The 24,150-nt window shown below is 69.3% G+C and carries 25 protein-coding genes; 12 read left to right on the forward strand and 13 right to left on the reverse strand.

What is annotated here, in order from left to right; all coding sequences use genetic code 11:
• Positions 1-54: 54 nt before the first annotated feature.
• From ACTOQ2_RS24735 to ACTOQ2_RS24745, 3 genes are all read right to left on the reverse strand, one after another.
• On the reverse strand, positions 55-600 hold the full coding sequence (locus ACTOQ2_RS24735; RefSeq protein WP_440102571.1) for a hypothetical protein: 546 nt from the start codon (positions 598-600) through the stop codon (positions 55-57).
• Positions 600-1,169, reverse strand: a complete 570-nt coding sequence (locus tag ACTOQ2_RS24740) for a hypothetical protein (protein ID WP_440102573.1) — start codon at positions 1,167-1,169, stop codon at positions 600-602. The genes ACTOQ2_RS24735 and ACTOQ2_RS24740 overlap by 1 nt, the downstream gene beginning before the upstream one ends.
• 131 nt (positions 1,170-1,300) lie before the next feature.
• Complete coding sequence (locus ACTOQ2_RS24745; RefSeq protein ID WP_440102575.1) at positions 1,301-1,741, reverse strand: acyl-CoA thioesterase; 441 nt, start codon at positions 1,739-1,741, stop codon at positions 1,301-1,303.
• Positions 1,742-2,807: 1,066 nt separating this feature from the next.
• Between ACTOQ2_RS24745 and ACTOQ2_RS24750 the strand changes: the two genes are divergently transcribed.
• The 5 genes from ACTOQ2_RS24750 to ACTOQ2_RS24770 all read left to right on the forward strand — a co-directional run bounded on the left by ACTOQ2_RS24750 (position 2,808) and on the right by ACTOQ2_RS24770 (position 6,781).
• A complete protein-coding gene (locus ACTOQ2_RS24750) occupies positions 2,808-3,107 on the forward strand; it encodes a hypothetical protein (RefSeq protein ID WP_440102576.1) in 300 nt (99 codons plus the stop codon).
• 127 nt (positions 3,108-3,234) lie between these two features.
• On the forward strand, positions 3,235-3,771 hold the full coding sequence (locus ACTOQ2_RS24755; protein WP_440102577.1) for a MauE/DoxX family redox-associated membrane protein: 537 nt from the start codon (positions 3,235-3,237) through the stop codon (positions 3,769-3,771).
• Between the two features lie 50 nt (positions 3,772-3,821).
• Complete coding sequence (locus ACTOQ2_RS24760; RefSeq protein WP_440102578.1) at positions 3,822-4,397, forward strand: TlpA family protein disulfide reductase; 576 nt, start codon at positions 3,822-3,824, stop codon at positions 4,395-4,397.
• Positions 4,398-4,400: 3 nt separating this feature from the next.
• Entirely contained in the window at positions 4,401-6,215 is a 1,815-nt protein-coding gene (locus ACTOQ2_RS24765; RefSeq protein WP_440102580.1) for an ABC transporter ATP-binding protein, read from the forward strand.
• Positions 6,212-6,781, forward strand: a complete 570-nt coding sequence (locus tag ACTOQ2_RS24770; RefSeq protein WP_440102582.1) for a S26 family signal peptidase — start codon at positions 6,212-6,214, stop codon at positions 6,779-6,781. Before ACTOQ2_RS24765 ends, ACTOQ2_RS24770 begins: the two co-directional genes overlap by 4 nt.
• Positions 6,782-6,846: 65 nt before the next feature.
• On the opposite strand, the gene ACTOQ2_RS24775 is transcribed toward ACTOQ2_RS24770, so the two are convergent.
• Positions 6,847-7,743, reverse strand: a complete 897-nt coding sequence (locus ACTOQ2_RS24775; RefSeq protein WP_440102583.1) for an AfsR/SARP family transcriptional regulator — start codon at positions 7,741-7,743, stop codon at positions 6,847-6,849.
• A 590-nt stretch (positions 7,744-8,333) separates the two neighbouring features.
• Here ACTOQ2_RS24775 and ACTOQ2_RS24780 point away from each other — a divergent pair.
• From ACTOQ2_RS24780 to ACTOQ2_RS24790, 3 genes are all read left to right on the forward strand, one after another.
• Complete coding sequence (locus tag ACTOQ2_RS24780; RefSeq protein ID WP_440102584.1) at positions 8,334-8,678, forward strand: isocitrate lyase/phosphoenolpyruvate mutase family protein; 345 nt, start codon at positions 8,334-8,336, stop codon at positions 8,676-8,678.
• 10 nt (positions 8,679-8,688) lie between these two features.
• A complete protein-coding gene (locus ACTOQ2_RS24785; RefSeq protein ID WP_440102585.1) occupies positions 8,689-8,874 on the forward strand; it encodes a hypothetical protein in 186 nt (61 codons plus the stop codon).
• A 585-nt stretch (positions 8,875-9,459) separates the two neighbouring features.
• Positions 9,460-12,132, forward strand: a complete 2,673-nt coding sequence (locus ACTOQ2_RS24790) for a LuxR C-terminal-related transcriptional regulator (protein ID WP_440102586.1) — start codon at positions 9,460-9,462, stop codon at positions 12,130-12,132.
• Positions 12,133-12,243: 111 nt separating this feature from the next.
• Here the strand turns inward: ACTOQ2_RS24790 and ACTOQ2_RS24795 are convergent, their stop codons facing one another.
• The 3 genes from ACTOQ2_RS24795 to ACTOQ2_RS24805 form a co-directional block, all read right to left on the reverse strand.
• On the reverse strand, positions 12,244-13,704 hold the full coding sequence (locus ACTOQ2_RS24795; RefSeq protein WP_440102588.1) for a choice-of-anchor Q domain-containing protein: 1,461 nt from the start codon (positions 13,702-13,704) through the stop codon (positions 12,244-12,246).
• Positions 13,705-14,006: 302 nt separating this feature from the next.
• Positions 14,007-14,726 carry an RNA-guided endonuclease InsQ/TnpB family protein gene (locus ACTOQ2_RS24800; RefSeq protein ID WP_440102589.1) on the reverse strand — a complete coding sequence of 240 codons (720 nt, stop codon included), beginning with the start codon at positions 14,724-14,726 and terminating at the stop codon, positions 14,007-14,009.
• Complete coding sequence (locus ACTOQ2_RS24805; RefSeq protein WP_440102590.1) at positions 14,657-15,148, reverse strand: hypothetical protein; 492 nt, start codon at positions 15,146-15,148, stop codon at positions 14,657-14,659. Before ACTOQ2_RS24805 ends, ACTOQ2_RS24800 begins: the two co-directional genes overlap by 70 nt.
• Positions 15,149-15,173: 25 nt before the next feature.
• Here ACTOQ2_RS24805 and tnpA point away from each other — a divergent pair, with 25 nt between their 5' ends.
• Positions 15,174-15,602, forward strand: coding sequence for an IS200/IS605 family transposase (gene tnpA, locus ACTOQ2_RS24810; RefSeq protein WP_440102591.1), 429 nt, complete (start codon positions 15,174-15,176; stop codon positions 15,600-15,602).
• Between the two features lie 21 nt (positions 15,603-15,623).
• On the opposite strand, the gene ACTOQ2_RS24815 is transcribed toward tnpA, so the two are convergent.
• The gene (locus ACTOQ2_RS24815) at positions 15,624-15,803 is read right to left on the reverse strand and encodes a hypothetical protein (RefSeq protein ID WP_440102592.1); all 180 of its coding nucleotides are present in this window, start codon (positions 15,801-15,803) and stop codon (positions 15,624-15,626) included.
• Here ACTOQ2_RS24815 and ACTOQ2_RS24820 point away from each other — a divergent pair.
• Positions 15,802-16,371: an HIT family protein gene (locus ACTOQ2_RS24820; RefSeq protein WP_440102594.1), complete on the forward strand. Its 570-nt coding sequence runs from the start codon at positions 15,802-15,804 to the stop codon at positions 16,369-16,371. The two genes, ACTOQ2_RS24815 and ACTOQ2_RS24820, sit on opposite strands and share 2 nt — an antisense overlap.
• 170 nt (positions 16,372-16,541) lie before the next feature.
• On the opposite strand, the gene ACTOQ2_RS24825 is transcribed toward ACTOQ2_RS24820, so the two are convergent.
• From ACTOQ2_RS24825 to ACTOQ2_RS24835, 3 genes are all read right to left on the reverse strand, one after another.
• Positions 16,542-18,242 carry an ABC-F family ATP-binding cassette domain-containing protein gene (locus ACTOQ2_RS24825; protein WP_440102595.1) on the reverse strand — a complete coding sequence of 567 codons (1,701 nt, stop codon included), beginning with the start codon at positions 18,240-18,242 and terminating at the stop codon, positions 16,542-16,544.
• A complete protein-coding gene (locus ACTOQ2_RS24830; protein WP_440102596.1) occupies positions 18,239-18,463 on the reverse strand; it encodes a hypothetical protein in 225 nt (74 codons plus the stop codon). Before ACTOQ2_RS24830 ends, ACTOQ2_RS24825 begins: the two co-directional genes overlap by 4 nt.
• A 348-nt stretch (positions 18,464-18,811) precedes the next feature.
• Positions 18,812-19,015, reverse strand: coding sequence for a hypothetical protein (locus ACTOQ2_RS24835; RefSeq protein WP_440102597.1), 204 nt, complete (start codon positions 19,013-19,015; stop codon positions 18,812-18,814).
• A gap of 51 nt (positions 19,016-19,066) precedes the next feature.
• Here ACTOQ2_RS24835 and ACTOQ2_RS24840 point away from each other — a divergent pair, with 51 nt between their 5' ends.
• Positions 19,067-19,672, forward strand: coding sequence for a TetR/AcrR family transcriptional regulator (locus tag ACTOQ2_RS24840; protein ID WP_440102598.1), 606 nt, complete (start codon positions 19,067-19,069; stop codon positions 19,670-19,672).
• Between the two features lie 100 nt (positions 19,673-19,772).
• On the opposite strand, the gene ACTOQ2_RS24845 is transcribed toward ACTOQ2_RS24840, so the two are convergent.
• The gene (locus tag ACTOQ2_RS24845; RefSeq protein WP_440102600.1) at positions 19,773-20,981 is read right to left on the reverse strand and encodes a phosphatase PAP2 family protein; all 1,209 of its coding nucleotides are present in this window, start codon (positions 20,979-20,981) and stop codon (positions 19,773-19,775) included.
• A 613-nt stretch (positions 20,982-21,594) separates the two neighbouring features.
• On the opposite strand from ACTOQ2_RS24845, the gene ACTOQ2_RS24850 reads away from it, so the two are divergent.
• Positions 21,595-22,704, forward strand: a complete 1,110-nt coding sequence (locus ACTOQ2_RS24850) for an aldo/keto reductase (RefSeq protein ID WP_440102601.1) — start codon at positions 21,595-21,597, stop codon at positions 22,702-22,704.
• A 132-nt stretch (positions 22,705-22,836) separates the two neighbouring features.
• Here ACTOQ2_RS24850 and tuf read toward each other — a convergent pair whose 3' ends face one another.
• On the reverse strand, positions 22,837-24,003 hold the full coding sequence (gene tuf, locus ACTOQ2_RS24855; RefSeq protein ID WP_440102603.1) for an elongation factor Tu: 1,167 nt from the start codon (positions 24,001-24,003) through the stop codon (positions 22,837-22,839).
• Between the last annotated feature and the right edge of the window lie 147 nt (positions 24,004-24,150).

Below are 24,150 nucleotides of genomic sequence, written 5' to 3' on the forward strand. Positions count from 1 at the left end.
GGGCGTTCACCATGGCCCCGGCCGCTTCGCCGTGACGCCGCGCGGGCTGTCGGCTCAGCCGACGTCCTCCCCCGGCGCGTTCCCGGCGCGGCCGGAGGCGGGCGGGCGTAGTGCGCGAAAGAGCGGGCGGGCGACCATGAAGAGGCCGAACAGCAGGAGCGCGAGCACGGCGACCCACTCGTTGGAACCGCCCGGACCGTACACATGGCCTTGGCGGCCGGTGTCGTAGGCCCTCGCGCTCTGGCCGGGGGTGAACATCTGGCGATCGCTGCCGTAGAAGGCGATCGCCCTGCGCTGGATCGCCCCGTCCTCGGAGCGGAAGTCGCCGAGCCACGAGCAGGACTCGTGCCCGGGGTGTTGAACGCAGGTGACCTCGCGGGCCACGAAGGTACCGGGAACGCCTTCGGCGAAGGCCGCGGCACGGGCGGGGGCGACGTTCTGCGCGGCGAGCAGCATCAACGACAGGCCACCCACCATCACCACCGTGTCGAAGGCACCGATCCGGCGGGCACGCGGCCGCCCCTGCTGGTACGGCGGGGAACCGAGGCTCGTCGAGGACCGGGCCGCGTGCCCGTCACGTGGACGGTTGTCGTCCTCCATCACTTCGTGGCGAGCGCGAGCGCGCAGGTGCACCGCGTGCCGGCCCGCTCGGAATCCCTCGGACGCCGGTGCAGGATCATCGCGACAACCATGGGGGCGAAAACGATCGCGTTGTAGAACAGGTGCAGTTCCACCCTGGGGATGAGCAGTTGGATCACACTGGTGGGAACAGGACGGCCCAGGAGATTCGCTCCGGTGAGGGCCTGGGCGAGCAGGAGCAGGTGCTCGAAGTGATGCCACACCTGGATGGCGAGGGAGACGTTCCACCACGTGCGTGCCCTGCCGGTGAAGCCGGGCCTCAGAATGATCAGGCCGATGAGCATGATCAGGGCGTACCCGTAGTGCATCCACTCAGAGGTGACCAGCCAGGGAAACGGTATTCCCAGCATGCCTCGGGCCTGGGGAAGCGGCCAGCCGAGGACGTAGATCTGGACGGCCTGGGCCACGTGTTCGCCCCAGTGGGCCACCACGATCACCAGGTAGACGCCGAGCGCGAACTTGTGATTGCGCCCGTTGAGGTCCAGGCCTTTTCCTCCCAGAAGAGGGGCCGACCCGCTGTGTACCGTCATGCGCGAACCTCCGTTGTCAGTCGATCGCTTCCTGTGGCGACATCCCGGTTCCTCTCGGAGGAGAACCGAGGGTTCCGCGCGAAGTCAGGGGTCTTCGAGTTTCGTGTGGTCTTCGTGTCGAGCAGGATGTGTCAGCGGATCTTCACCGGCGCCGAGTAGACCTTGAGGGAGTGCGCCAGTTCGTCTGGAACCTCCACGGACGCCAGATCGCCGTCCTGGCGCACCATGCATGCGATCGTCTGCTCGCCGCGAGCGACGAGCTGAGCGGGACCGGAGTTCAGCCGGAAATAAGCGAAGTCCATGGCGACGCGGTTGAAATCAATACTTCTCAACGACATCCGTACGGAGACCACGTCGAAGGCGTACAACTCGGCGAAGTACTCACACGAGCAGGACACCGTGACCAAGACAAGATCACTGGAGAGCCGGGTGACGACGCCTGGCGCGTGCGTGGCCAGGAAGCGTTCCCTGCAGGCCCCCTGCCACGCCACGTGGTTGGCGAAGTAGACGTTGCCAACGAGGTTGGTGTCAGCGAAGGTCACCAGGTGCTGGTACTCGAAGTAGGGCTTCATGATCCTCCCCTCAGGCGCCCGGGCGCATGCGATCCGGCGTCCGGCTCGTGAAGCCGACCGACACGGCGAAGGAGTGCTGGACAGGCGGGCCCGTTCGCCCGCGCGTGACCACGTCGACCAAGGACGAGATCACCGCACCCAAATATGAACGACCACGAAACAATGATCTTGCGATTGAACCCGAAGGACGGATCATCCGAACCCCATTAGGTGCACAAGAGGCCTGGAAGGCAACTAATAACACTTATCCGTGACTGTCAACGCGAATCCAAGAACAGCGGCCGTCACCAGCGAAAACAAATCCTATAAAAATCTATTGAATAAGACTGGACGCGATCCGCACCCCATCGCACATGCGCCCCGACTCTCCGTGCGGCACTTTTCCCTTTCATTGGGAAAGGTTCCAGCCACTTGAAAGATCGACAACTGCACGCAATGGCAACACATTAATATCCGCCAGTGATTCGATTGGCAGATGATGACACCGCCGGACGTCGACCCGGTCATCGGAAGGAGCCTCGAAAACCGAAGATGATCCACTTGTGCGGAGGATTGACGGTCCGACGTCGATCGGGCGACCGGGTCATCGGGCCACCTACGGCCCTGAAGGGCTCATGGGGCGCGGGTGGCCTCTCCCCTGTGCCGTCAGGGCATATATCCGCTTTGGTGGACGAGTATGGGCAGGTCGGTGCCGCTGAAGGCCCTCATGGCCGGCAAGCCGTTCTGGATCCGATGGTGGGCCACTCCCCGGTTGGTGAACTCACCAGCCGGGTGCGGGCGTGCTATCCGGCATCGGGCGTTCGCTTGGCCCCGCCTGAAGCCGCTCACGATCGCATGACGTCGGATCTGCCTGTGAACTCGGGGGCTGTCGTCTTCGAACCCCTGCTGTGTCGTCGAGCCCTTCGTGGGTGCGGGACCCGGGGGCGGCGGGCTGAACGCGTGAACGCGTGTTCGTCGGCCATGCCGCTTGTATGCGGTTCCCATGCGGGGGCTTCCTAGATTGATCCGTGTCGCAGCGTTCGGCTTCCTCGCGGAGAGGAGCCGTCATGAGAAAGAAGGTCAACCGATGGTTCGAACCGTTCGGTCGTTCGCCGACCGGCTGCTGGAGAGGCTGGTCCCCAGCACGCAGGCGCAGGCGATGGCGTGCGTCGAGCAGTGGCAGCAGTACACCTGCCCTCCCGTTGGGGGTGTCCCGTACAACACGATAGGCCTGAAGCGGGTCAAGATCTGCGACGGTGTGACGCAGGTGCTGGAGACGCTGCCGTGCGGCACGCCGATCTGCGGTGGGAACAGTTCCCCTTACGGGCCCTTCGTCCCCCTGCACCCGTGCCCGCCCTCCCCCTGCCCGCCGTTCATGATGTGCTGAGCCGGGCCGTCCGGTGAGCCGGGCCGTCCCGGCCGGACCCGTCAGGTGAGTGACCGCCTCCGTCAGGGAGGGACGGGTGCCGCGACTGGCGAAGAGTCGCGGCGCCCCCTCCAGATTAGGGGTTTCCATGGAGTACGTCCTGGTCTGCTGCCGGCTTCTGGTCGGTGTGGTCTTCGTGGTCTCGGCGGCGGGCAAGGTGCGCACCCGCGGCGCCTACGCCTCCTTTCGCGCCGCCGCCGGTGAGCTGGCGCCGCGGCTGCCCTTGGTGCCGAGGGCTCTTGTGCCGCCGGCGGTCGTCGTGGGTGAGCTGGCCGCGGCCGTGCTGCTCGCTGTCCCGTCCACGGTGGGTGCCGGGTTCGTGATCGCGGTGGTGTTGCTGGCCGCGTTCACGGTCGCGATCGCGACGGCCGTGCGCCTTCGCCGGCACGTGGTCTGTAACTGCTTCGGTCCTTCGTCCACGCCGGTGGGGCCGGGGCGGCTCGTGCACAACGGGGCTCTGCTCGTCGCCTCGCTGGCCGGGGTGGTGCTCTGCTTCGGCACCGCGTCCGCATCTGTCGCGCTGGAGCCGGCCGGTGTCGCGGCGGCGGCGGTCATCGGCCTGGTGGGGGCCGCTTTGGTGTTGCTCGCCGAGGACATGACCGAGTTGCTTAGGCCGTTCGTCTGAGCGCCGCGGGTGCCGGTGAACGTGTAACCGTGCAATCACTAAGGATGGTCATGTCGAATGTCGTTGTGGTGCTCGTCGGCGCAGTCATGGTGCTGTGCGCGCTCGACATCGTTGTCACCGTGGGGGTGGCCCGGAGGCTGCGCGCGCAGGGCGAACTGCTGGCGCGGCAGGTCGCTTCGCTTTCGGCCGGTTATCCGCTGCCCGGTGCTTTGTCGCCGGTCATGCGCGAAGCCGGAGAGCGGCTGGGCGCCTTCCGTGCCGCCGCCGCGGACGGTACGCCTCTCGATGAGGGGTTTTTCGCTGATGCCTCGACGCTCGCGGCGGCGTTCTCCGTCGGGTGCCCCGCTTGCGAGGAGCGACTGCCTGAGTTCATCAGGTTCGCCCCGGCCTTCGCCGGCCGTGAGCGCGTGCTCGCTCTCGTGGTCGGCGCCGACGGCGCGGCCGAGAAGGCCGCGCTCCTGGAGTCGGTGGCCACCGTGGTGGTGGAGAAGACCCATGGCGGGCCGGTATGCGGGTCGCTGGGTGTCAGGGCCTATCCGGCGCTGGCGATCGTCGATCCCGGTGGTGTGGTGCGCGCTTCGGGCACCTTGCTCCAGGACGTGGCGGCCGCTGTGGAAACGGCCTGACCCATGCGGAAGATCATCGTCGCGTTACGGCTGAGCTGGCAGGCCGGCCCGCTGCTCACCGCCGTCGTCGTCACGCTCACGCTGGCGATCGCGCCGGCACCGGTGGTGACGGCGTGGCTGACCAAGCTGGTGCTGGACGACATCACCGCCGGAGCCTCTGTCGGCACGGTGGCGGGGGAAGGTATCGCGCTCGCCGTCACGATCGTGGTGACCGGTTTGGTACCGCATGTCACCCAGTACGCCTCCCGTGAGATCGAGCGCCGGGTCGGGCTCCTGGCTCAGGAACACCTGTTCGTCACGGCCGAGCGTTTCGTGGGCATGGCTCGTTTCGAGGACCCGGTCTTCCTCAACCGGATGCAGATGGCGCTGCAGCACGGTGCCACCACCCCTGGGGTGATGGTTTCGGCCGTCTTGTCGCTCGTCCGTTCCCTCGTCACCGGTCTGGGTTTTTTGGGGTCGTTGACGGTCATCTCTCCTTGGCTGCCCGCGGTGATCCTCGCCTCGGTCCTGCCGATGCTGGCCGTGGAGCTGTCGATGGCCCGCCGTCGAGCCGGTCTGTCGTGGCGGCTGAGCCCGATCGAACGCCGGGAGATGTTCTTTCGCGATTTGCTGACCAGTGCTCAGGCCGCCAAGGAGATCCGGCTGTTTGCCATCGGCACCTACCTGCGTGAGCTCATGACGGCCCAGCGGCGCCTGTCCAACGGGGAGAACCGCCGCATGGACCGCCGGGAGGTCGGCGTTCAGGCGCTGATCGGTCTGGGGAGCGCCGCGGTGTCGGGTGGGGCGCTGCTGTGGGCGGTTCTGGCCGCCGCCGGCGGCCGGATCAGTGTCGGTGACATCTCGTTGCTGGTCGCCTCGGTGGCCGGTGTGCAGAGCGCGAGTGTGTCACTGGTGCACACCATCGCCCAGTGCCACCGTCAGCTGCTGTTGTTCGACCACTACGTGCAGGTGGTCGCGGCCGAACCTGACCTGCCCATCCCCCGCTCTCCCCGGGCGATCGCGCCGCTGGCGCGCGGGATCGTCTTTCGCGACGTGTGGTTTCGTTACTCTCCTGACCATCCCTGGGCGCTGCGCGGCCTTGACCTGACCATCCCCTGTGGCCGGACGGTGGGTCTGATCGGCCGCAACGGCGCGGGCAAGAGCACCCTGATCAAGCTCTTGTGCCGGATGTACGACCCCGAGCGTGGCGCGATCTTGTGGGATGGCGTCGATCTGCGCGAGCTGGACCCCGCCGAACTGCGTGCCCGTATCGGCGTGGTCTTCCAGGACTACATGGAGTACGACCTGACCGCGGCCGAGAACATCGGCCTGGGTGATCTGGAGTGTCTGCACGATCGCGAGCGCATCATTGCCGCGGCCGTCGACGCCGGGGCCCACGGGTTCGTCAGCCGCCTGCCGCGCTCCTACGACACGCTGCTGTCACGGCTGTTCTTCCAGGGAGAGGACGTCGTAGAGGACGCCTCCGGCGTGACCTTGTCGGGAGGTCAGTGGCAGCGGCTGGCCTTGGCTCGCGCGCATCTGCGTACCGGGCGCGATCTGATGATTTTGGACGAGCCCAGTTCCGGTCTGGACGCCGAGGCCGAGTACGAGATCCATCGCGGGCTGCGGCGGCGCCGGACGGGTCGTACCAACGTGCTGATCTCTCATCGGCTCAACACTGTGCGTGATGCCGATCTGCTGGTGGTGCTCGAGGAGGGAAGCGTTGTCGAGCACGGCACCCATGAGGAACTGGTGGCCCGCGGCGGCATCTATGCCGACCTGTTCTCCATGCAGGCCGAGGGCTATCTGGAGGTCCTTCCCGGGCGGGCGGGTCGGTGAGCGCTGTGCTCGCCCTGATGCTCATGTCGCTGGCGGCCGGTGGTGTGGCGGTGTTCTGGGCTCGCCGGAACCTCCTGGTGGTGGTCATCTCGGGTGTCAGCATGCGTCCCACCCACCGGCCGGGTGACAAGGTGCTGGTACGGCGTCTGCCCGCCGATCGGATCCGGGTGGGGGACATCGTCGTGGCCGACATCGTGGCGGACATCGTGGCCGACATCGTGGCCGTTCCGGAGTACGTGGCGGCGTCCTCGTACGGCGGGGTCCGGCGGGCTGTGCGTCGTGGCGCGGGTGGAATGGGCGGGCGGCGCGGAGCGGTTCCCCCGTGGAAGGCCTCTTGCGGTCCGGTCCCCAGCCGCGTCGTCAAAAGGGTCGCCGCCGTCCAGGGGGATCTCGTTCCCGCCTCGGTATCGCGCGGGGCGGGCGAGATCTCGGTCCCGGTCGGGTGTCTCGTCCTGCTCGGTGACAATCCGGGGCAGAGCCTGGATTCCCGCCATTTCGGATACGTGCCTGCGAGGGACGTGGTCGGCAAGGTGGTCGGCGCTCTGTCGCCGGCAGGTGGCCGGTGAGGCGCCCGGTCGATGAATCACCAAAACGGCCGTCCGGTCTGTGGGAGATCTCGGCCGGTGTCGGGTCAGGCGGGGTGGTGGCCCATGGCGGGGTCGGCGGAGTTCGCGGCGGGCTTGCCGTCGATGGGCAGGAGCCGGCGCGGCCACGGGGGGCTGGGGCGTGCCGGGTCCGGGTGCCGGCTCTGGTGGTGGGAGGAGGGGCCGCGGATGGCGTCGTCGTCCCGGCGAAGGATGGAAAGGTGCAGTTCACGTAGTTCGGCGGAGGGGTCCAGGCCGAGGTGGTCGTTGAGTGTCGCCGTGGCGGAGGTCCACGCCGAGATCGCTCCGGCTGCGTTGCCGCCGAGATAGTGCGCGCGCATCAGGTGCGCCCAGGAGGTCTCCCGGAAGGGCGCCGCGGCCAGGATGTCAAGGATCTCGGGAACGAGGTCGAGGTTGCGGCCCAGGCTCAGCCGGGCTTGCACCAGGCGTTCTCGTACCGTCAGATGCAGTTCGTCGAGGGCGGCGAAGCGGGCTGTCATCTGTTCGGAGGCGGCGCAGTCCTGCCCGGCGGGTCCCTGCCACAGGCCGAGCGACTCCTTGAGCGTCGCCTCGGCCGCGCCGGTGCGTCGGGCGCGTAACTCGGCGAAGCCCTGGGCGGCGAGTCGCTTGAATCGGATCGCGTCGACCTCGTCCGGTTCGATGAGCAGGCGGTATCCTCCTCCGCCGCCGCGTAGGGTGATCAAGCGTTCCTGCAGGGAGAACGCCGTCAATTGGCTGCGTAGTCGGGCCACGTGCAGGCGCAGGTTCTTTCGGGCTGAATCTGGAGATTCATCCCACAGGGATTTCATCAGCCGCTCCACGGGAACCGATCGTCCCTCGTCGAGGAGTAGGGCCGCGAGCACTCCCCTGACCGGCGCCGACTTGACACCGGTGGATGTTTCCGTGTTCTCGATCCGAACGCTTCCGAGCAGGCGGAACAGCATTTCTGCGACCCTTCTGGTGATTGGTGGAACGGTTTTCCGCCCGGGGCCGGAGAAGGGGGGCGGCCATCCACGCTGATGGTGGGCCCGGGGTGGGCCGCCGGTCCGCGGACGTCATGCCGTGAGGCGCGGGCGGATGGCGGTTCGCCTATCAGGATGGGGATGCCGCCGGGGGGCGGTCGTGAGTAATGATTACTCATTTTCCGGCCGGCACTCGCGCGGTCTCAGGCGTTTCCTCTATGTCTCGCACAATTACGGCTATCCAGAATCAGGATGATCGCCCATATATATGTGTGTATTTCTCTGTGGCTGGGCCGGTGGCAGGCCCGGGAAACACGAGCGTGAGTCGATCGCCGTGGTCGCCGTGGTCGAGGGGCCGGCCTTCGGCATCCTGCTCGGTGTGCGCGATCCCGGCCAGGCCGTGGCGGGGCGGATGGGTGTGCTCGCGTACTCGGAGGCAGAGGCGGCCGGTGGCCGTGGCGTCCGATGCGAAGGAGCGGCACCTCCCGGCGGCACTTGCCGTTCGATGCTCTGCGGCGGCTTCGCGAAACAGGGCTGATCGGGCTTCGGTACCGTCTGCTGAAATAACCGGCATGACGACACTTCGCGGCAAGGCCCTGTTGTTCCGCTCGATGCATGTCCCCGGTCGGCCGCTGGTGTTGCCCAATGCCTGGGACGTCGCCTCCGCGCGTATCGTGACGGACGCCGGTGCTGCCGCGGTCGCCACCACCAGCGCCGGCGTCTCGTGGTCGCTGGGCTATGGAGACGGCGACCACCTGGACCGGGACCGCGGCCTCGGCCTGATCGCCCGGGTCGCCGCAGCGGTCGGCGTTCCGGTGACGGCCGATGTCGAAAGCGGTTACGCGCCCGACCCCGCGGGGGTGGCCGAGACCGTGCGGGGCGTGCTCGCGGCCGGTGAACGTCCTGGCGGGTCCTGAGACTCTCACCGTGCCCGCGCTCGCGGCGTTGGGCGTGGCTCGGGTGAGTGCCGGATCCTCGATCGTCGAGGCGGCCTACGGGCTGGTCGCACGTGCCGCCCGGGAGCTGCTCACCGACGGCACCTGCAAAGCCCTGGAGGGTGGTCTCGGGTACGGCGCCCTCAATTCGTTGCTGCTGGCAGGACCTCGCCGCTGATCCGTGAGCGGTACCGGCCGCGGCCGGTCTCGGACCCTGTTTCGTGACCGGCCGTTTCGATGTGCTGGACTTGTAGTGAGAACGGGATGACGCAAAGATACGTAGCGACCATCGTGATCTGCGGGAACAGGCCCCCGGTCGTTACCGTGGCGTGATATGCCGGACTAACCCCGTGACGTTCACGTCCGAGACTCCCTCCTGCGGTGACCGGGAGAGTGCGGCCTGCCGTTTCGGCAGGCCATGGCGCAGATCACCGCCCGAGGCGCTCTTCACATCGCGGCGGCCGAAACATTTCGGTATTTCGCTAGCCGAGCTACGGCTTAATTCAATTGACATATTTCGGAGACGCTCCCAGAATGGCGCGCAGGCCGGCTGTCGCCACACATCACTTTGACGATCAGCCGTCCATCAGGCGGTGCTGGGGGATGCCGTCGTCGAAACCGCGTCGCTACCGGTGTGCGGATTTTCGCGCCTGCTCCTCCCTGGCCCCTGGCCCATGGCCCCTGGCTCCCGTGGGCGATCGGGGGCGTCTGCGGCCGGCCCCCGCACGACACGTCCGACTGTCCAGTGGAAGGAGAGGTCGCGGTGGCGACGGTTGAGGTGGTGGCGAGACGATGGTCCCTGGTGGGCCGCGACGCGGAGGTGAAGGCGTTCAAGGCCGTCCTTCAGGACACCCATTGCAAGGGTTTCCTCATCTTCGGTGAGCCCGGTGTCGGTATGACCCGGCTGGCGGAGGAATGCCTCGCCGTCGCGGAGCTGCAGGGGTACGCCGTGGGCCGCGCCGCCGCGACCGGCGCGGCGGCGCAGATCCCGCTGGGGGCGATAGCGCATCTCCTGCCGGACGGCGTGGACCTGTCGGATCCCGTCGCGGGCTTCGCGGCGGCGGTCCGGCTCATGGCGCGGGCCTACAACGCCACGGCCCGTCTTGTTTTGCTCATCGATGACCTGCACCTGCTCGACTCCGCCTCGACCCTGCTGTTGCGCCAGCTCATGGAGACCGGCGCCGTCTTCCTGGTGGGTACGGTGCGCTCGGACGCCTCGTTTCTGGAGAGCGTCGTGACGCTCGGGCGGGGCGATGCCGTCCATCACGTCGACCTCGCGCCGCTGGGGTGGCGGGAGGTGAACGAGCTCCTGCGGCACGCCCTGGCCGGGCACGTCCACCGCGAGACCGTCGGCCGATTACACGCCGCGAGCGGGGGCAATCCGCTTTATCTGGGCGAACTGGTGCGCGGTGCGCTGGCTGAAGGCCGGCTGACGAACGATGGGGAGATCTGGCAGCTGGCCGCCACCGAGCCCCTTCCGGTCACCCGCCGCCTCACGGATCTGATCCGCCACCGGCTCGCGACGGTGGCGCCGTGCGGCCGTCGTCTTCTCGACGTCCTGGCGCTGTGCGGCCCGGTGTCGGTCGCCGACCTCGAACGCGAGCCCGGCGCCGAGGTCCTGGACGAGCTGGAGCGAGCCGGGCTCGTCACCGTCGTAGGGGAGGGGCGGCGTACCTACGCCCGCCTGGCGCACCCTCTGTATGCGGAGGTGCTGCCCGCGGGCAGCAGCGAGGCGCGGCGCCGGGAGATCCTGCGCGAGCAGGCCGACAGGTTGGAGCGAACCGGCTCGCGTCGCCGGGAGGACGCCATGCGTCTGGCCTCCTACCGGCTCGCCGGCACCGGCACCGCCGATCCGGCCCTCCTGCTGCACGCTGCCCGGCTCGCCGCCTACGGCGACGACCATGCCCGCGTGCTCGCCTTCCTGCGGGCGATCCCCGAAGGGGACCTCACCTTCTCGGCCCTGCTTCTGCTCGGCCGCACGCTGTCGGAGGCGGGCCGGCCGCAGGAGGCCGAGGAGGTGCTGTGCCGGGCCGACGGGTGGGCCACCACGGAGGGCCGCGCGCTGGCGGTGGCGCTGGCGCGCACCCACAACCTCATGTGGTGCCGCGGCGCGGCCCGCGAGGAGGCCGTCGCCGCGAACGACGCGGCGCGCGACCGCGTCAGCAGTGACGCGGGCCGGTGGGCACTGCGGGTGAACGAGGCCAACATTCTCTCCAGCCTGGGCCACCACGCCGAGAGCCTGGGCCTGCTTGAGGGCATGCCGGACGAGGAGCCGGCGGTGGGTGACATCGCGGGCGTGGCGGCGTGGACGGCCGCCGCCGCGACGAGGGCCAGTGCGCTGTCGTTTCTCGGCGGTGGTCAGCAGGCGGTGTCGTGGGCCGAGCGGGCCGTGGCCCTGTGCGCGAAGGCGAGGACGGAAGGCAGAGGCCACACCCCGCAGGAGGCGGCCGCGTGGGCCGCTCTCGTCTTGGCCCTGACCGAGGTCGGACGCCTGCAAGAGGCCCGCGTCACCGCCGAGCGCGCCTTCACCGGCTCGGGCTGGGTGCCGGCCGGGTGGCAGCGTACGCTCCTGGTCTTCCCGCTCGCCCGCAACGCCTGGATGGCCGGCCGCCCGGCCTCGGCGCGCCGCTGGTATGCGGAGATCGCGCACGACACCCGCCCTCAGGCGGTGATCATCCGTCCGCTCGCCCTCGCCGGGCTCGCGGCGGCCGCGGCGTTGCAGGGTGACGTGCGCGCGGCGGAGGCCGCCCTCGCTGAGCACGCCGGGCTCGCGGTACCGGTGCACGTGCCCGAGGAACGGCTCGGCGAGGCGTGGACGCACGTGGCGCGGGGAGAGCGGCCGGCGGCCAGGAAGGTGCTGCGGGAGGCGGCCGCCGAGGCCCGCGAGCGGGGGCAGTTCTCCTCCGAGGCCATGCTGCTGACGGACCTGGCGCGGCTCGGCGGCGCCGCGGAGGCGGCGAACGGTCTCGCGGAGCTCGCCAAGGCCGGGGGGCCCTTCACCGCCGCCCGGGCACGGCTGGCGGCCGCGCTGGCCGCCGGCGACCGGGACGGCCTGATGGCGGTGGCCGGCGACTTCGACCGGATGGGGGCGAGCCTGCTCGCGGCGGAGGCGGCGGGCGCGGCGGCGGAACTGTGGCGCCGTTTCGGCAGCCCCCGGCAGGCCTCCGCCGCCGCCACGCGGTCGGCCGCGAACGCCGCCCTGTGCGAGGGCGCGCGCACGCCCCTGCTGCAGGCGGCCGACGCGGCCGTGCCGCTCACGGCCAGGGAGAGCGAAGTGGCGATCCTGGCCTGCGCGGGGATGTCCAGCAAGGACATCGCGGCCAATCTGGCCATCTCCGCCAGGACGGTAGACAACCACCTGCAGCGCGTCTACGCCAAGCTCGGCGTCTCGAACCGTCAGGAGCTGACCGGCCGGCTCGGCCGCACGAACAGGTGAACCAGCCGCCCCGCCCCGCCACGTGCCGCCCGTGCCGCTGTGCACGGGCGGGGCGGGACCCGGGTGGCGCAGCCTGGGGCCGCCTCGGACCGGTGTGCGTGGTGTCCGGTCTCAACCGACCTCGACCGAGCCGGTGTCGCAGACAGTCGTGCCGTTGGCGTCACCGTCGCGGGGGCGGGAGACGCCTCGCTGGTCGGTCGCGGGGCAGTTGAACAGCTCACCGGAGGTACCCGAGCCGGCGAAGTCCACGGCCGGGCTGCCGCCCAGCGGCGACCGGTTCGTGGTTGTTCCGCCGTTGTGCGCCATAGCGCCCAGTCGCGGGTCGAGCGGGGCGGCGGGATCCCGGCTGACCCGGTCGAAGTTCAGGCCCTCGCCCCAGAACGTGTCGCGGACGATACACGTTCCCGTGAGGAGCCCGACCACGTTGTTGCGGAAGGAGGTGAACCGGAAGGCGTCAACGCTGTGGCAGTCAGGAGTGTGGGAGGCGTCGAAGTGGGAGCGGTTGTCGGTGTTTCCCGCCAGGATCGTTGCGCCCATGTTGACCTGACCGCCGGCGTTGGCGATCCCGCCGCCCAGCTTCTCATCGTCGGCCCCGGACACGTTGGCCTGGTTACCCACGATCGTCGAGAACCCGATGTTGAGTGTGCCCTTCGACCCGGTGCCGTAGCCCCGGTTGAGGATTCCCCCGCCGCTGTTGCGCGCGGTATTGCCGCTGACGGTGCTGTTGCTGATCGTCATCTGACCGAAATTGTTGGTGATGCCGCCGCCGCGTAACGAGAAGTTGTTGCTGATCGTGCTGCGGTCGATGGTGACCGAGCCGGTGCTGAAGTTGTGGATGCCGCCGCCTTCGGCGGTCAAGCCCCGACCGCCGAAGCTGGACAGGTTGCGGTTGTTGTCGACGGTGCTCTCGACCAGGCTCAGTCGCCCCTCGTTGGCGATGCCGCTGCCCTGCTGTGTCGTGACGTTGTCACGCACCGTCACTCGCCTCAGCGACACCGATCCGGCCCGGATCAGCAGGCCGCCGCCGCTGCCGAAGCTGGAATGCTCCTCCTCGCCGCCGTTGGTCACCGTCAGGTCGGAGATGTTGACGACGGCCGAGGCGTTGTCGACCTCGAACACGCTGCTGAACCGGCCACCGTTGACGGTGGTCCCGGTTCCGCTGGGCGTGGCTCCCCCGAGGATCGTCACGCTGTCGGTGATGTCCAGGTCCCGGGAGCTCGGCCGGCCGGCCGGCTCCGCGGGATCGACGGTGGCGGCCGGCTGCTGCACCCCGCCGGCGAAACCCAGCCGGTAGGTGCCGCCCTGCAAACGGATCGTGTCCGCGCCCGCGGTCGCGTTGGCCTGCTGGATCGCCGCCCGCAGGGAGCAGTTTCCGGCTGAGGTCCGGCAGAGGTTGTCAGTGAGGTCGGTGTCACGACGGTCGTCGAAGCTGTTGACGTTGAAGGTGACCGCGGCCTGGGCCGGGAGTGCCAGGACGGTCGCCTGGAGCGTGACGCCCGCGACGGCGACGGCGACGGCAGGCGCCGTCAGCAGTACGCCGAGCCGCCGGGGACCTGTGGTGACTGTGCCCATCATTGCCTTCCCTTTCGTCGCGAGAACGCGCGACTCTTCCGGCGCCGGAATGCTTCCGTTCGCCAAGTGGCGGCGTCGTGGATGGCAGAACCATGTCCTGCACCGTCAACTCGGCGCCTCCTGCCGGCCGGAAACCGGCTCTTGCGTCCTCAGCGTCGGCGATCGGTGGCCTGTGCAGGTAGAGCAGTCACTACTCATTCGACCGGCCCGGCACTACTTACACTGCTCATGTCAGCTTCTCGGCCGTGAACGACCGAGCTTGCAGTTCCTCGCCGTCGATGGCTTCGACGGTCCGGTCCGCGTCAGGCAGCGTGACTCACTGCCCAGCCCGTCTCACCGCGTGCGGCGATGTTGCGGGCTGCGTTGACATCGGCGTGCTCAGCGAAACCGCACGACGTACACGAGAAGGTGGCCTGGTCAGGCCGGTTGCGCTTGTCCACATGCCCACAGTGCGAGCACTGCTGTGAGGTGTAGGCCGCATCCACGAGAATCACCGCCACTCCTGCCCGGACCGCCTTGTAGGCGAGGAAAGCTCCGAGCTGGTGAAAGCTCCAGGAGCGCAGCGTGACCCGCTGGGGCTTGCGAAGCCGTACCCGCTCGCGGATGCCCTGGAGATCCTCCAGAGCGATCCCGCGCCCGGTGCGTTCTGCCTCGGCCACGATGCTTTTGGCGATGATGTGGTTGACATTCGCGGCGAACCGCGCCTCGCTACGACGCCGCCGTTTCAGCAGCCGCTTGGCGGACTTGGTCTGCTTGGCCTGCAGGCGGCGGCGGAGGTGGCGATTACGGTGGCGCACCGCGTTCAGGCCCTTGCCGCAATGACGGACCCCATCGGAGGTGGTAGCGATGTTGGCGATCCCCAGATCCACCCCGACGAAGCCGTCCGGTTCCGACAGCGGCTGGTCGGCCACCTCGACCGTGGCATGCAAAAACCACATCCCGTCCCGGCAGATCAGGTCCGACTCACCGCGTCGATGGGCGGCCAGCAGCGCCAGTTGCCGCGCCGAGCCGGTGAAGGCCACCCTTTCAGCCGCCCGGCGGTCGTCCAGATCGACACCGTCCGCGCATCATGCTGCCAAGACAGGCACCGGTCGTCATAGGGCTGGGCCGCCAGTGATCGAAAAGAGATCGGCTGGGCTTCGATTTTGGCCCGGCGCGGCGATCCGGGCTTGCCCAGGTTCCCGGCGGCCAGGTTGGTGTGCAGGCTGCGATAGGCGTCGCACACCTTCTTGATCACATGCTGGGCGGCCTGGGCGGCCAGCCCGAACTCGGCCTTGATCTGGTTGTAGGTGTGCTTGCGCAGGTCGAAGGTGTGGAAACAGTGGTGCTGGAACGCCATCGCCGCGACCAGATTCGCCGCTCGGTTGGCGGCGTCCAGGGTGGCTTCCAGCGCCGCCGCCTGCTGCGGCGTCGCAAGGAGCTTCACCTGTACCACCAGTTTCACAATCGAACACACTAACATTAGGTCTATGTCACCGCGGTGGGAACCCAGCCCCGATATCCGGCGGGGCCGTAGCGTGGTCTCCAGCCTGCATGCGCATTTGGTCTTTATGCCCAAGTATCGGCGTGAGGTGTTCACCGAGGAGATCCTGCGTCGCTGTGAAGACATCATGATCGAGGTGTGCGACAGCTTCGGTGCCACGCTGGTGGAGTTCAACGGCGAGCACGACCATGTCCACCTGCTGGTGCACTATCCGCCCAAGGTGGCGCTCTCGACTTTGGTCAACTCCCTCAAGGGCGTCTCGGCGCGACTGCTGCGCAAGGAGTTTCCGGTCCACATCCGCCGGCATGTGTGGGGCGGCCATTTCTGGTCCCCTTCGTATTTCGCCGCGTCCTGCGGCGGGGCACCCCTGTCGATCGTCAAGAAGTACATCGAGGACCAGAAGCGGCCAGGCTGAGCTACCCACAGCAACCGACCGTCAGAGCACCGCTCGGGCCTGGGGGCCCTCCCGCGCCGTCGTTTCCTCCCGGGCGTAAACGCCCGAGGCTCCACGCCAGATCACGCTGAAGCGGTCCGGGTCTGAGACCGACGCCGAGAAGCTCTTCCCCGGGGCGGGCACCGCGGCCGCCGGCCTGCCCTGGCCTATGGTGGCGATCATGAGTCTGTATCCCTCCGGGGAGGAGTCGCCCGTCCTGGCTTCGAAGGCCGAGCGGAAAAAAGAGGCGTTCGATCTCGCCGGTTACGTTCGGCGGGCCAGGAGCGGCCCTTGTTTCGTCTGCGCCGTCCTGGCGGGTGCCCCCGGTTACGACTTCGAACAGATCGTCTTCGAGGACGAGCATCACATCGCCTTCCTGGACCGCTACCCCACAGTGCCCGGCAAGGTCTTGGTGGCTCCCAAGGCACACCTCGAGCACGTGGTCCGCGACCTCGGGGAGGAGGCGTATCTGCGGTTGATGCGAACGGTCCGCCGGATCGCTGTGGCTGTCGAGGCGGTCGTTCCCTCCGAGCGCACCTATCTGCTCTCGCTGGGCAGTCAGCAGGGCAACACCCACCTTCACTGGCACATCGCCCCACTGCCGCCCGGAACCCCTTACCCCGAGCAGCAGTTTCACGCCCTGATGACCGAGAACGGGGTGATTCCCTGGTCGCTGCAGCAGGCTTTCGACCTCGCCGAACGTCTTCGCGCGGCCTTGGCCGGGGCCGGCGGGGCCGGCGCAGACGAGTGACCTTCACCAAATGCCGGCCCGTACTCCCCGGCGGTCGCGAGCGTGTGCGGAGCGGGTCGCGGCCGCAGTCTGCTGTTTCGCCGGGGTCGCTTTGCCGAGCGAACGCGACTTCGGGCGACCTCTCCCCCACCACCAGAGAGAATATTTGCTATTTGTCGGATTTTTGGCATTTAGGCGGGTGGGTTGGTGCGGAGCGCCGGATCCTGTTCGTGAGACAGGCGGACATGGCGGCCCTGCCAGTGTGAGCGTAACCAGCGGTCGTGGCTGGCGATCACGATCGCGCCGGGGCCTTCGGCGCCCAGCATCTCCTCCAGCTCGTCGCAGAGGCGGGGCGAGAGGTGGTTGGTGGGCTCGTCGAGCAGGAGGAGCTCGGGGGGGTCGGCCATCAGCAGTGCCAGGGCGAGCCGGCGGCGCTGGCCGACCGACAGCTCCCCCACCCGCAGGTTCATGTCGCGCGCGCCGATCAGGCCGAGCGAGCGCAGCGGTACGGCCTCGGCGCGTTCGGTGCCGAGCGCCAGCCGGTAGGTCTGTTCCACCGTGCGGTCGGGTCGTTCGAAGGTGGTGTCCTGGGTCAGCAGTGCGGTGGTGAGTCCGTGCCTGCGCCGTATCCGTCCCCGCGCGTTCAGCCGTCCGGCCAATACCGCCAGGAGGGTGGACTTCCCCGCTCCGTTGGGGCCGGTGATCAGCAGCCGCTCCCCCGGGGCCATGTCGAGCCGGTCGATCGAGAGCCGTCCGGGCACCCGTACCTCGCGCAGGGACAGCAGGCTCTGATCGGCGGGGTCGCGGGAGTCGGGGTCGTGAAAGGGGGTGGTGCCGGGTGTCGCGAGGTCAGTGGCGCCGGTGTGGGCGGGCGGGGTTCGGGGGCGCAGGCGCAGCGGTGGCGGTGGGGCGGGGAGCTGGTCGCGTTCCAGTTCGGCGAGCCTGCGGGCGGCGTCGCGCACTCGTCGCGAGATCTGTTTCTGCACGCGTCCGGCGGCGTGCCCGTATCCCATTTTCTCGTTGTCGCGTTTCAGCCCGTCCGCCGGTGTCCGGCGGGCCGTCACCGCGACGGCGCGGCGCAGTTCGTCGAGTTCTTCCTGTTCTTCGGCGTGGCGTCGTTGCCAGCGTTGGCGCTGTGCGTGTTTTTCCGCCAGGTAGGCGCTGTATCCGCCTCCGTAGCGGACGGGGCCGTTCACCGCCGGGTCCAGGTCGATCAGGTCCGTGCAGACCGCGTCCAGGAAGGCCCGGTCGTGGCTCGCGACGATCACGACTCCCGTCATGTGGCGGAGTTGCTCTTGCAGGAACGTCGCGGCGGTGTCGTCGAGGTGGTTGGTGGGCTCGTCCAGCAGTAGTGCGGTGGGCCGTCTGGTCAGGAGCGCGGCCAGGGCGAGTCGTCCGCGCTGGCCGCCTGACAGTGAGGTGAGGGTGCGTTCGTGGGGAAGGTCGCCGAGGCCGAAGCGGTCGAGGATGATTTTCGCGCGGCGGTCGGCGTCCCAGGACTCGTGTCGTTGTGCCTGGTCGAGTCTGGTGCCGTAGGCGGTGAGCAGGGTGGTGTCGTGGGGGGTGTCGGTGAGCGCACTGGTGAGGCGGTCGAGTTCGGCGAGGTCGGTGCGGGCTTGGTGGAGGGCGTCGTCGAGGACGTCGGTGATCGTGGCCTGCGGGTCGAACGGCATTTCCTGGTGCAGGAAGCCGAGGTCGGCGGGCCGGGTGACGGTGCCGGAGTCGGGGGTGTCGGTTCCGGCCAGTAGGCGTAGCAGGGTGGATTTGCCCGCGCCGTTCTCGCCGATCAGTCCGATTCGGTGACCGGGGGCGGCGGTGAGGGAGACGCCGTCGAGCACGCGTCGGGCGCCGAGGGTTCGTACGAGGTCGTGGGCGAGCAGTGCCTCACTCATCGGCGGGCCTGCCCGTCTTCGCCGGCCGCTCGCCGGTCGGCGTGGTCGTGTCGTGGGGGCCGGGGTTCCTCGCCGATCAGGTGTGGCGGGGTGGCGGTGGGCGCGCCGCCGGAGGCGGTGAGACCCGTGTGAGCGCCGCCCGGGGTGAGGGCGGGTGTGTCGTCGGGCCGACCGGGGTGACAGAAGGGCAGGCTGGAGCGGGTGACGGGTGTGTCGGACATGCGGGAGACCTCGTGCGTACGTGGTCCGGGCGTGCCGGAGCCGCCCGGCGTCGGGACAGGGATTCAGGGAATGACGACCTGGCCACGTCGGCGGCGGTCATGTGCGCCTGCCGGGGCTGATCGGTCTCCGGTATCACCCGGAGATGTCGTCGTCGCCTGCCATGTCTGGTCTCCTCGTTGTCGATCCCGGGCATTTTACATCGTCGCGGCCGTCCGTCGGCGGGGCCGGTCCTGGGCGGGGGGCGTTTTGGCCGTGAAGGTGGTGGTCATGGACGCCGGTGCCGGTGGGCGCGTGCGGCCAGCCGTGCGGCGGGGTGTGCGGCGGGGTATGCGGCGGGGTGTGCGGCGCTACTCGCCGAGGCCGAACAGGTCGCCGCTGAGGTATTTGAGGCCGGTGTCGACGGCGACGGTACGGCCGGATTCGACCGCGAGCTCGGCGGCTCGCGGCAATCTGGCCGCTTCGCGCTGCCGACCCTCACTGAGCCGGGCCGCCTGTTGCAGCGCCGTGATCGCGGCGACGGTCCCGCCCCGGTTCCGCGCCCGGTCGCCCACCGCGAGACGCTCGCCGTAAAATAAGGGGATAAGTCCAGTTCAGGGGGTGTCATGCGCTCGCTGACCCGCAAGGGAGCCGCGACGCGGCAGCGCGTTCTCGAGGGGGCGGCCGCGCATATCCGCGAGCACGGTGTGGCCGCCACGACCCTCGACGACGTGCTGGCCGTGACGGCGACGAGCAAGAGCCAGCTGTTTCACTACTTTCCCGGCGGGCGGGAGGAGTTGCTGCTGGCCGTGGCCCGTTTCGAGGCCGACCGCGTGCTGGAGGACCAGCGGCCCCAGCTCGGCGATCTCACCTCCTGGCCCGGCTGGCGGCTGTGGCGCGACAAGGTCGTCGAGCGCTACCGCAACCAGGGTCCCCGGTGCCCGCTCGGCTCCGTCGTGGCGCAGCTGGACGGCGGCACGCCCGGCGCCCAGGCCGTGGTCACCGAGCTGATGCGCCGCTGGCAGGCCGAGATCGCCGCCGGCGTGCGGCACATGCAGGAGGCCGGGGAGATCGACCCGGGCCTGGACCCCGACCGGGCGGCGGCCGCCCTGCTCGCCGGCATCCAGGGGGGTGTTCTGATCCACATGTCCACCGGTCAGACGGCCCATCTGGAGGCCGCCCTGGACATGGGCATCACCTACCTTCGCACTTCCAGGCCCCCGTCGCCGTAGCGGGCGGGAGCCTGGGCGTTTGTGAGCGGGGCCGGGGGTGAGGAGCCGCCGCGCCGGGGCCCTGGGCTCCCGGCACTCAGGTTTGATCGCCGCCGAAAATTCAGTTCACAGGCTTGAAGTAGTGCGCCCCCATGTACGCGCTCACCCGCTTGCCGATCTCCGCCCCCTGCACATCGGCCGAGCGGGTGTGAATACCACCCCACACCCGGGCCTCGATGACCTCGGCGAGCGCCTGCGAGAAACTGTGGTAGTACCTGGTGGCGCCCGCCTGGGGGCTGAACGCGCTGAAGGACAGGTCGTCCCGGCCGAAGAAGTGCGTCAGTGACGACATGCTCGCCCCGGTGGAACAGGTGTGCCCGGAGGTGAAGTCGGGATGCGGTGGCGTGTCGAGCAGGGGCTCCCAGTCGGAATCGGGCTTCGTGTCCGGATTTCCGTCGGTGCCGGCCTCCCGGATCGCGGTGATCGGCCGCCAGAAGTGCCAGGCAGCCTTCTCGCTGTTGCAGGCGATCGTGGCATCGGCCTTGGACAGATTCACCATCGCGTACATCCGCGCCGTCTGGAGCGTGCCGAGCCGTTGCGTCGTCGCGAGCCGGCGCTTGATCTCCCAGTCGCCGCCCCCATTGCGGTCGTGCCACCAGATCGCGGCCTGTGTCTGGTCTTCGGTCCTTACCGTGCTGGTCTTCGAGCCGATCTCCTTGACCTCGTTGATGTCCTCGGCATAGCGCTTGCTGGTGAGCGTCGGCGGGCCGGAGGTGCGGAACATGGACCCGCTGGGGATGAGGAACGGCTTGAGGTGAGCGATCCAGGCGCCGCTCGAGGCGAAGGCGGGAGGCGTCGGCCGCCACTGACCGGGCTTGGTGCCCACGGCCCAGGTCTGGTCGCCGTAGGCCCCGTCGTTCTTCCGTACCGCGATCATCGCCGAGGCGGCCTGATCGCCGACCGCGATGCCACGCTGCCTGGGGCCGCCGGCCGGAATCCCGGCCAGCGCCTCGTCGTACTGCGTCGTCAGCCTCTCCCGCTGATCGGGGAACAGCGCGCTCAGCACCCGGTAGGCGGCGCTCGCCACGGCCGCGTCCATTGACGTGGCCCCCTTGACGCGAGGCGCGGTCAGGTACGGCTGGTACGGAGTGCCCGCGATCGCGTTCACCGCGTCGTAGATGGCCCCGTGCACCATGGCGGCGCTACGGGACTGCTCCGGCGGCTGCTGCTGGGCGACGTCCCACATGGCGATCTGGGCGTTCCTGTCCCAGACGACGACGGCGTTGGCCCGCGGCGCCCCGTCCGACGCGTACGCAACCGACGAACCCAAGCAAATCGGCGACCCGGCAACGATCCCCGCGATGGCGACCCTGACGGCTTTCCGGCGTGAGCCAGCGGTCCACCTTGCATCGCTTGAGCAGGACATGCGAGCAAAGTACTACGCCGGTCTCACCCGTCATAGCAGCCCAACGACCGAATAATCCATAAGGAGCAAGCCCAAAGCGATCTTCTCCTTGCCCCCGGTGATGCCGACCCGAGCATCGGGCCCCAAGGGGGCCGGCGCCGGATTCCGTACCGAATCACGCAGAGCCCCGTCTCGTGAGGAGGCGATCGTCGACGGCGAGCGCGACATTCTCGGCCCGTGGGCCGGGGCGGGGCCGGTGAGAGCGGCCGGGCCGGGGCGTTCCGACCTCAGGTTTTGGACTTGACAGTCCATTTTTTTGTCCGCAAGCTGATGAATGGACCGCACGGTTCAGAAAGGGCGTGCCTGCGGCCGCCGCCCCGGCTTGCCCGGTCCGTCCGGACCGTCCGGGCAGGCCAGGCAAGCCGGGGCGGCCACGCGGGCTCACCCGCCCTTCGCCATCCGATTCCCGCCGGGAGACACGCGGGAACCGGGACGGACCAATCTCCTGGGCTCTGCCCACGAACGGAAGTGACACCCCATGTCTTTGGATCACTACTACCTGCTCGGACGTTCCGGGCTGCGCGTCAGCCGGCTGGCCCTGGGCACGATGAACTTCGGCACCGGCGGTTTCCACGCCGCGTACGGCAAGACCGAGCAGGAGTCCGGCGCCATCTTCCACCGCTATCTCGAAGCGGGCGGCAACTTCGTCGACACCGCCGACTTCTACACCGCGGGCGAGAGCGAGACCATCCTCGGCAACCTCATCGCCGCCGCCAAGGTGCGCGACAGGGTGGTGCTCACCACCAAGTTCACCAACAGCGTCGACCCCAAGGACCCGAACGCGGGGGGCAACGGCCGCAAGCACATGATCAGAGCGGTCGAGGCGTCGCTGCGCCGCCTGCGCACCGACTACATCGACCTGTTCATGCTGCACACCTGGGACCGGATCACTCCCGTCGAGGAGGTCATGCGCACCCTCGACGACCTCACCAGGGCCGGGAAGATCCGCTACGCGGGCCTGTCGGACGTGCCGAGCTGGTACGCGGCGCGGGCCCAGACCTACGCCGAGGCCCACTCCCTGGAGCCGGTGATCAACCTGCAGCTGCCCTACTCCCTCATCGACCGGGCGATCGAGACCGAGCACGTGCCGATGGGGCAGAGCCTGGGGCTCGGCATCACCGCGTGGAGCCCGCTGGGCGGCGGCTTCCTCACCGGCAAGTACCGCTCCACCGATCATGGCCTGACCGGGGAGGGCCGGCTCACCGGCGCGGGCTCGCCCGCACAGCAGCGGACCGAGCGGGAATGGCGGCTGCTGGCCACGCTCGAGAACGTCGCCGACAAGCTCGGGCTGACGATGGCCCAGGTCGCGCTCAACTGGGTCGCCACCCAGCCCGGGGTCGCCGCCGCCATCGTCGGGGCGAGCAACACCGGCCAGCTCGACACCACCTTGACCGCGCTCGACGTCGAGCTGCCGGCCGAACTGCGCGCCCAGCTCGACGAGGCGAGCTCGGTGCCCCCGGCGTCGGTCTACCAGATGTTCACCCCCGCCTATCAGAGCTGGCTGGTCAACCCCGGCCTCAAGGTCGGCGACAAGCCCGCCGAGTACGCCCCGGTCGTACGGAACTGGACGCCCGGGGCCGGCGGCTGAGAAACGCCGCCCGCCCCGGCGATCCGATTCCCCTCACACCCTCCCGGCGCAGGCCCGCGCCGGGAGGGTGTGAGGGGGCGGGTGCCCGCGTGGGACGGGCGGGCCCGTCCCACGCGCTACGGCGGCGATCGGTCAGTCCGCCACGGTCAAGACCGTGCCCGCGCCGACCGTGAGCCCGCCCTCGCGGATCGCAAAACCCAGGCCCGGCTCGACCGCCACCGCCCTGCCCAGCTCCACCGACACCTCCACGGTGTCGCCGGGCCGGGCCGGCGAGGGCAGCGTCAGCTCACCCGGCACGTCGGTGGTGCGCAGGTAGAACTGCGGCCGGTACCCGGAGGCGATCGGCCGGCGCCGCCCGCCCTCCTCGGCCGTCAGCAGGTACAGCCGGGCGGTGAAGGACCGGCGGGCGCGCTGGCTGCGCGGGGCCGCCAGCACCATTCCGCGCCGCACCTGCTCACGCCGGACGCCGCGCAGCAGCACGGCGGCGTTGTCGCCCGCCTCGCCCCGCTCCATCGTCTTGCCGAACGTCTCCACCCCGGTGACCACCGCGCTGAACCCGTCGCCGAGCCCGACGACCTCCACCGAGTCGCCCACGCGCACGGCGCCCCGCTCGATGGCGCCGGTGACGACCGTGCCCCGGCCGCTCACCGTGAGCACGTTCTCCACCGGCATCAGGAACGGCGCGTCCACGTACCTGACCGGCACGGGGATGTGCTCGTCCACCGCCGCCAGCAGCGCCTGGACCGACGCCGCCCACTCCGGGTCGCCCTCCAGCGCCCGCAGCCCCGACACCCGCACCATCGGCACGTCGTGGTAGCCGTGCTCGGCGAGCAGGTCGGCCAGCTCCAGCTCGACCAGGTCGGCCAGCTCGGGGTCGGCGCCGTCGGCCTTGTTGACCGCGACGACCAGGTGCTCGACGCCCACCCGCCTGGCGAGCAGGACGTGCTCCCTGGTCTGGGGCATGATGCCGTCCCGGGCGGACACGACGAGGATCGCGCCGTCGAGCTGCGCCGCCCCCGTGATCATGTTCTTCACGTAGTCGGCGTGGCCCGGCATGTCCACGTGGGCGTAGTGCCTGGTGGCGGTCTCGTACTCGACGTGCGAGATGTTGATCGTGATGCCCCGCAGGTGCTCCTCGGGGGTACGGTCGATCCGCTCGAACGGCGTGTAGGTGGCCTGCCCCCGCTCGGCGAGCACCTTGGTGATCGCGGCGGTCAGCGTGGTCTTGCCGTGGTCGACATGTCCCATCGTGCCGATGTTGAGGTGCGGCTTGTTGCGCACGTAGGCCTGCTTGGCCATGATGTCTCTTCCTTCGCACTGCCTGGATCCGTGGTGACCCGTCTACGGGCCGGCTACCTCCCCCCGCCGGGTCACCTCGGGACTCACGGGAAGAGGTCAGCGCTCCAGGCCGTCGCGGACACGCCCGAAGGCACCCGCGGCGGCGGG

The sequence above is a fragment of the Streptosporangium sp. H16 genome, assembly GCF_051918855.1.
Classification (GTDB): Bacteria; Actinomycetota; Actinomycetes; order Streptosporangiales; family Streptosporangiaceae; genus Streptosporangium.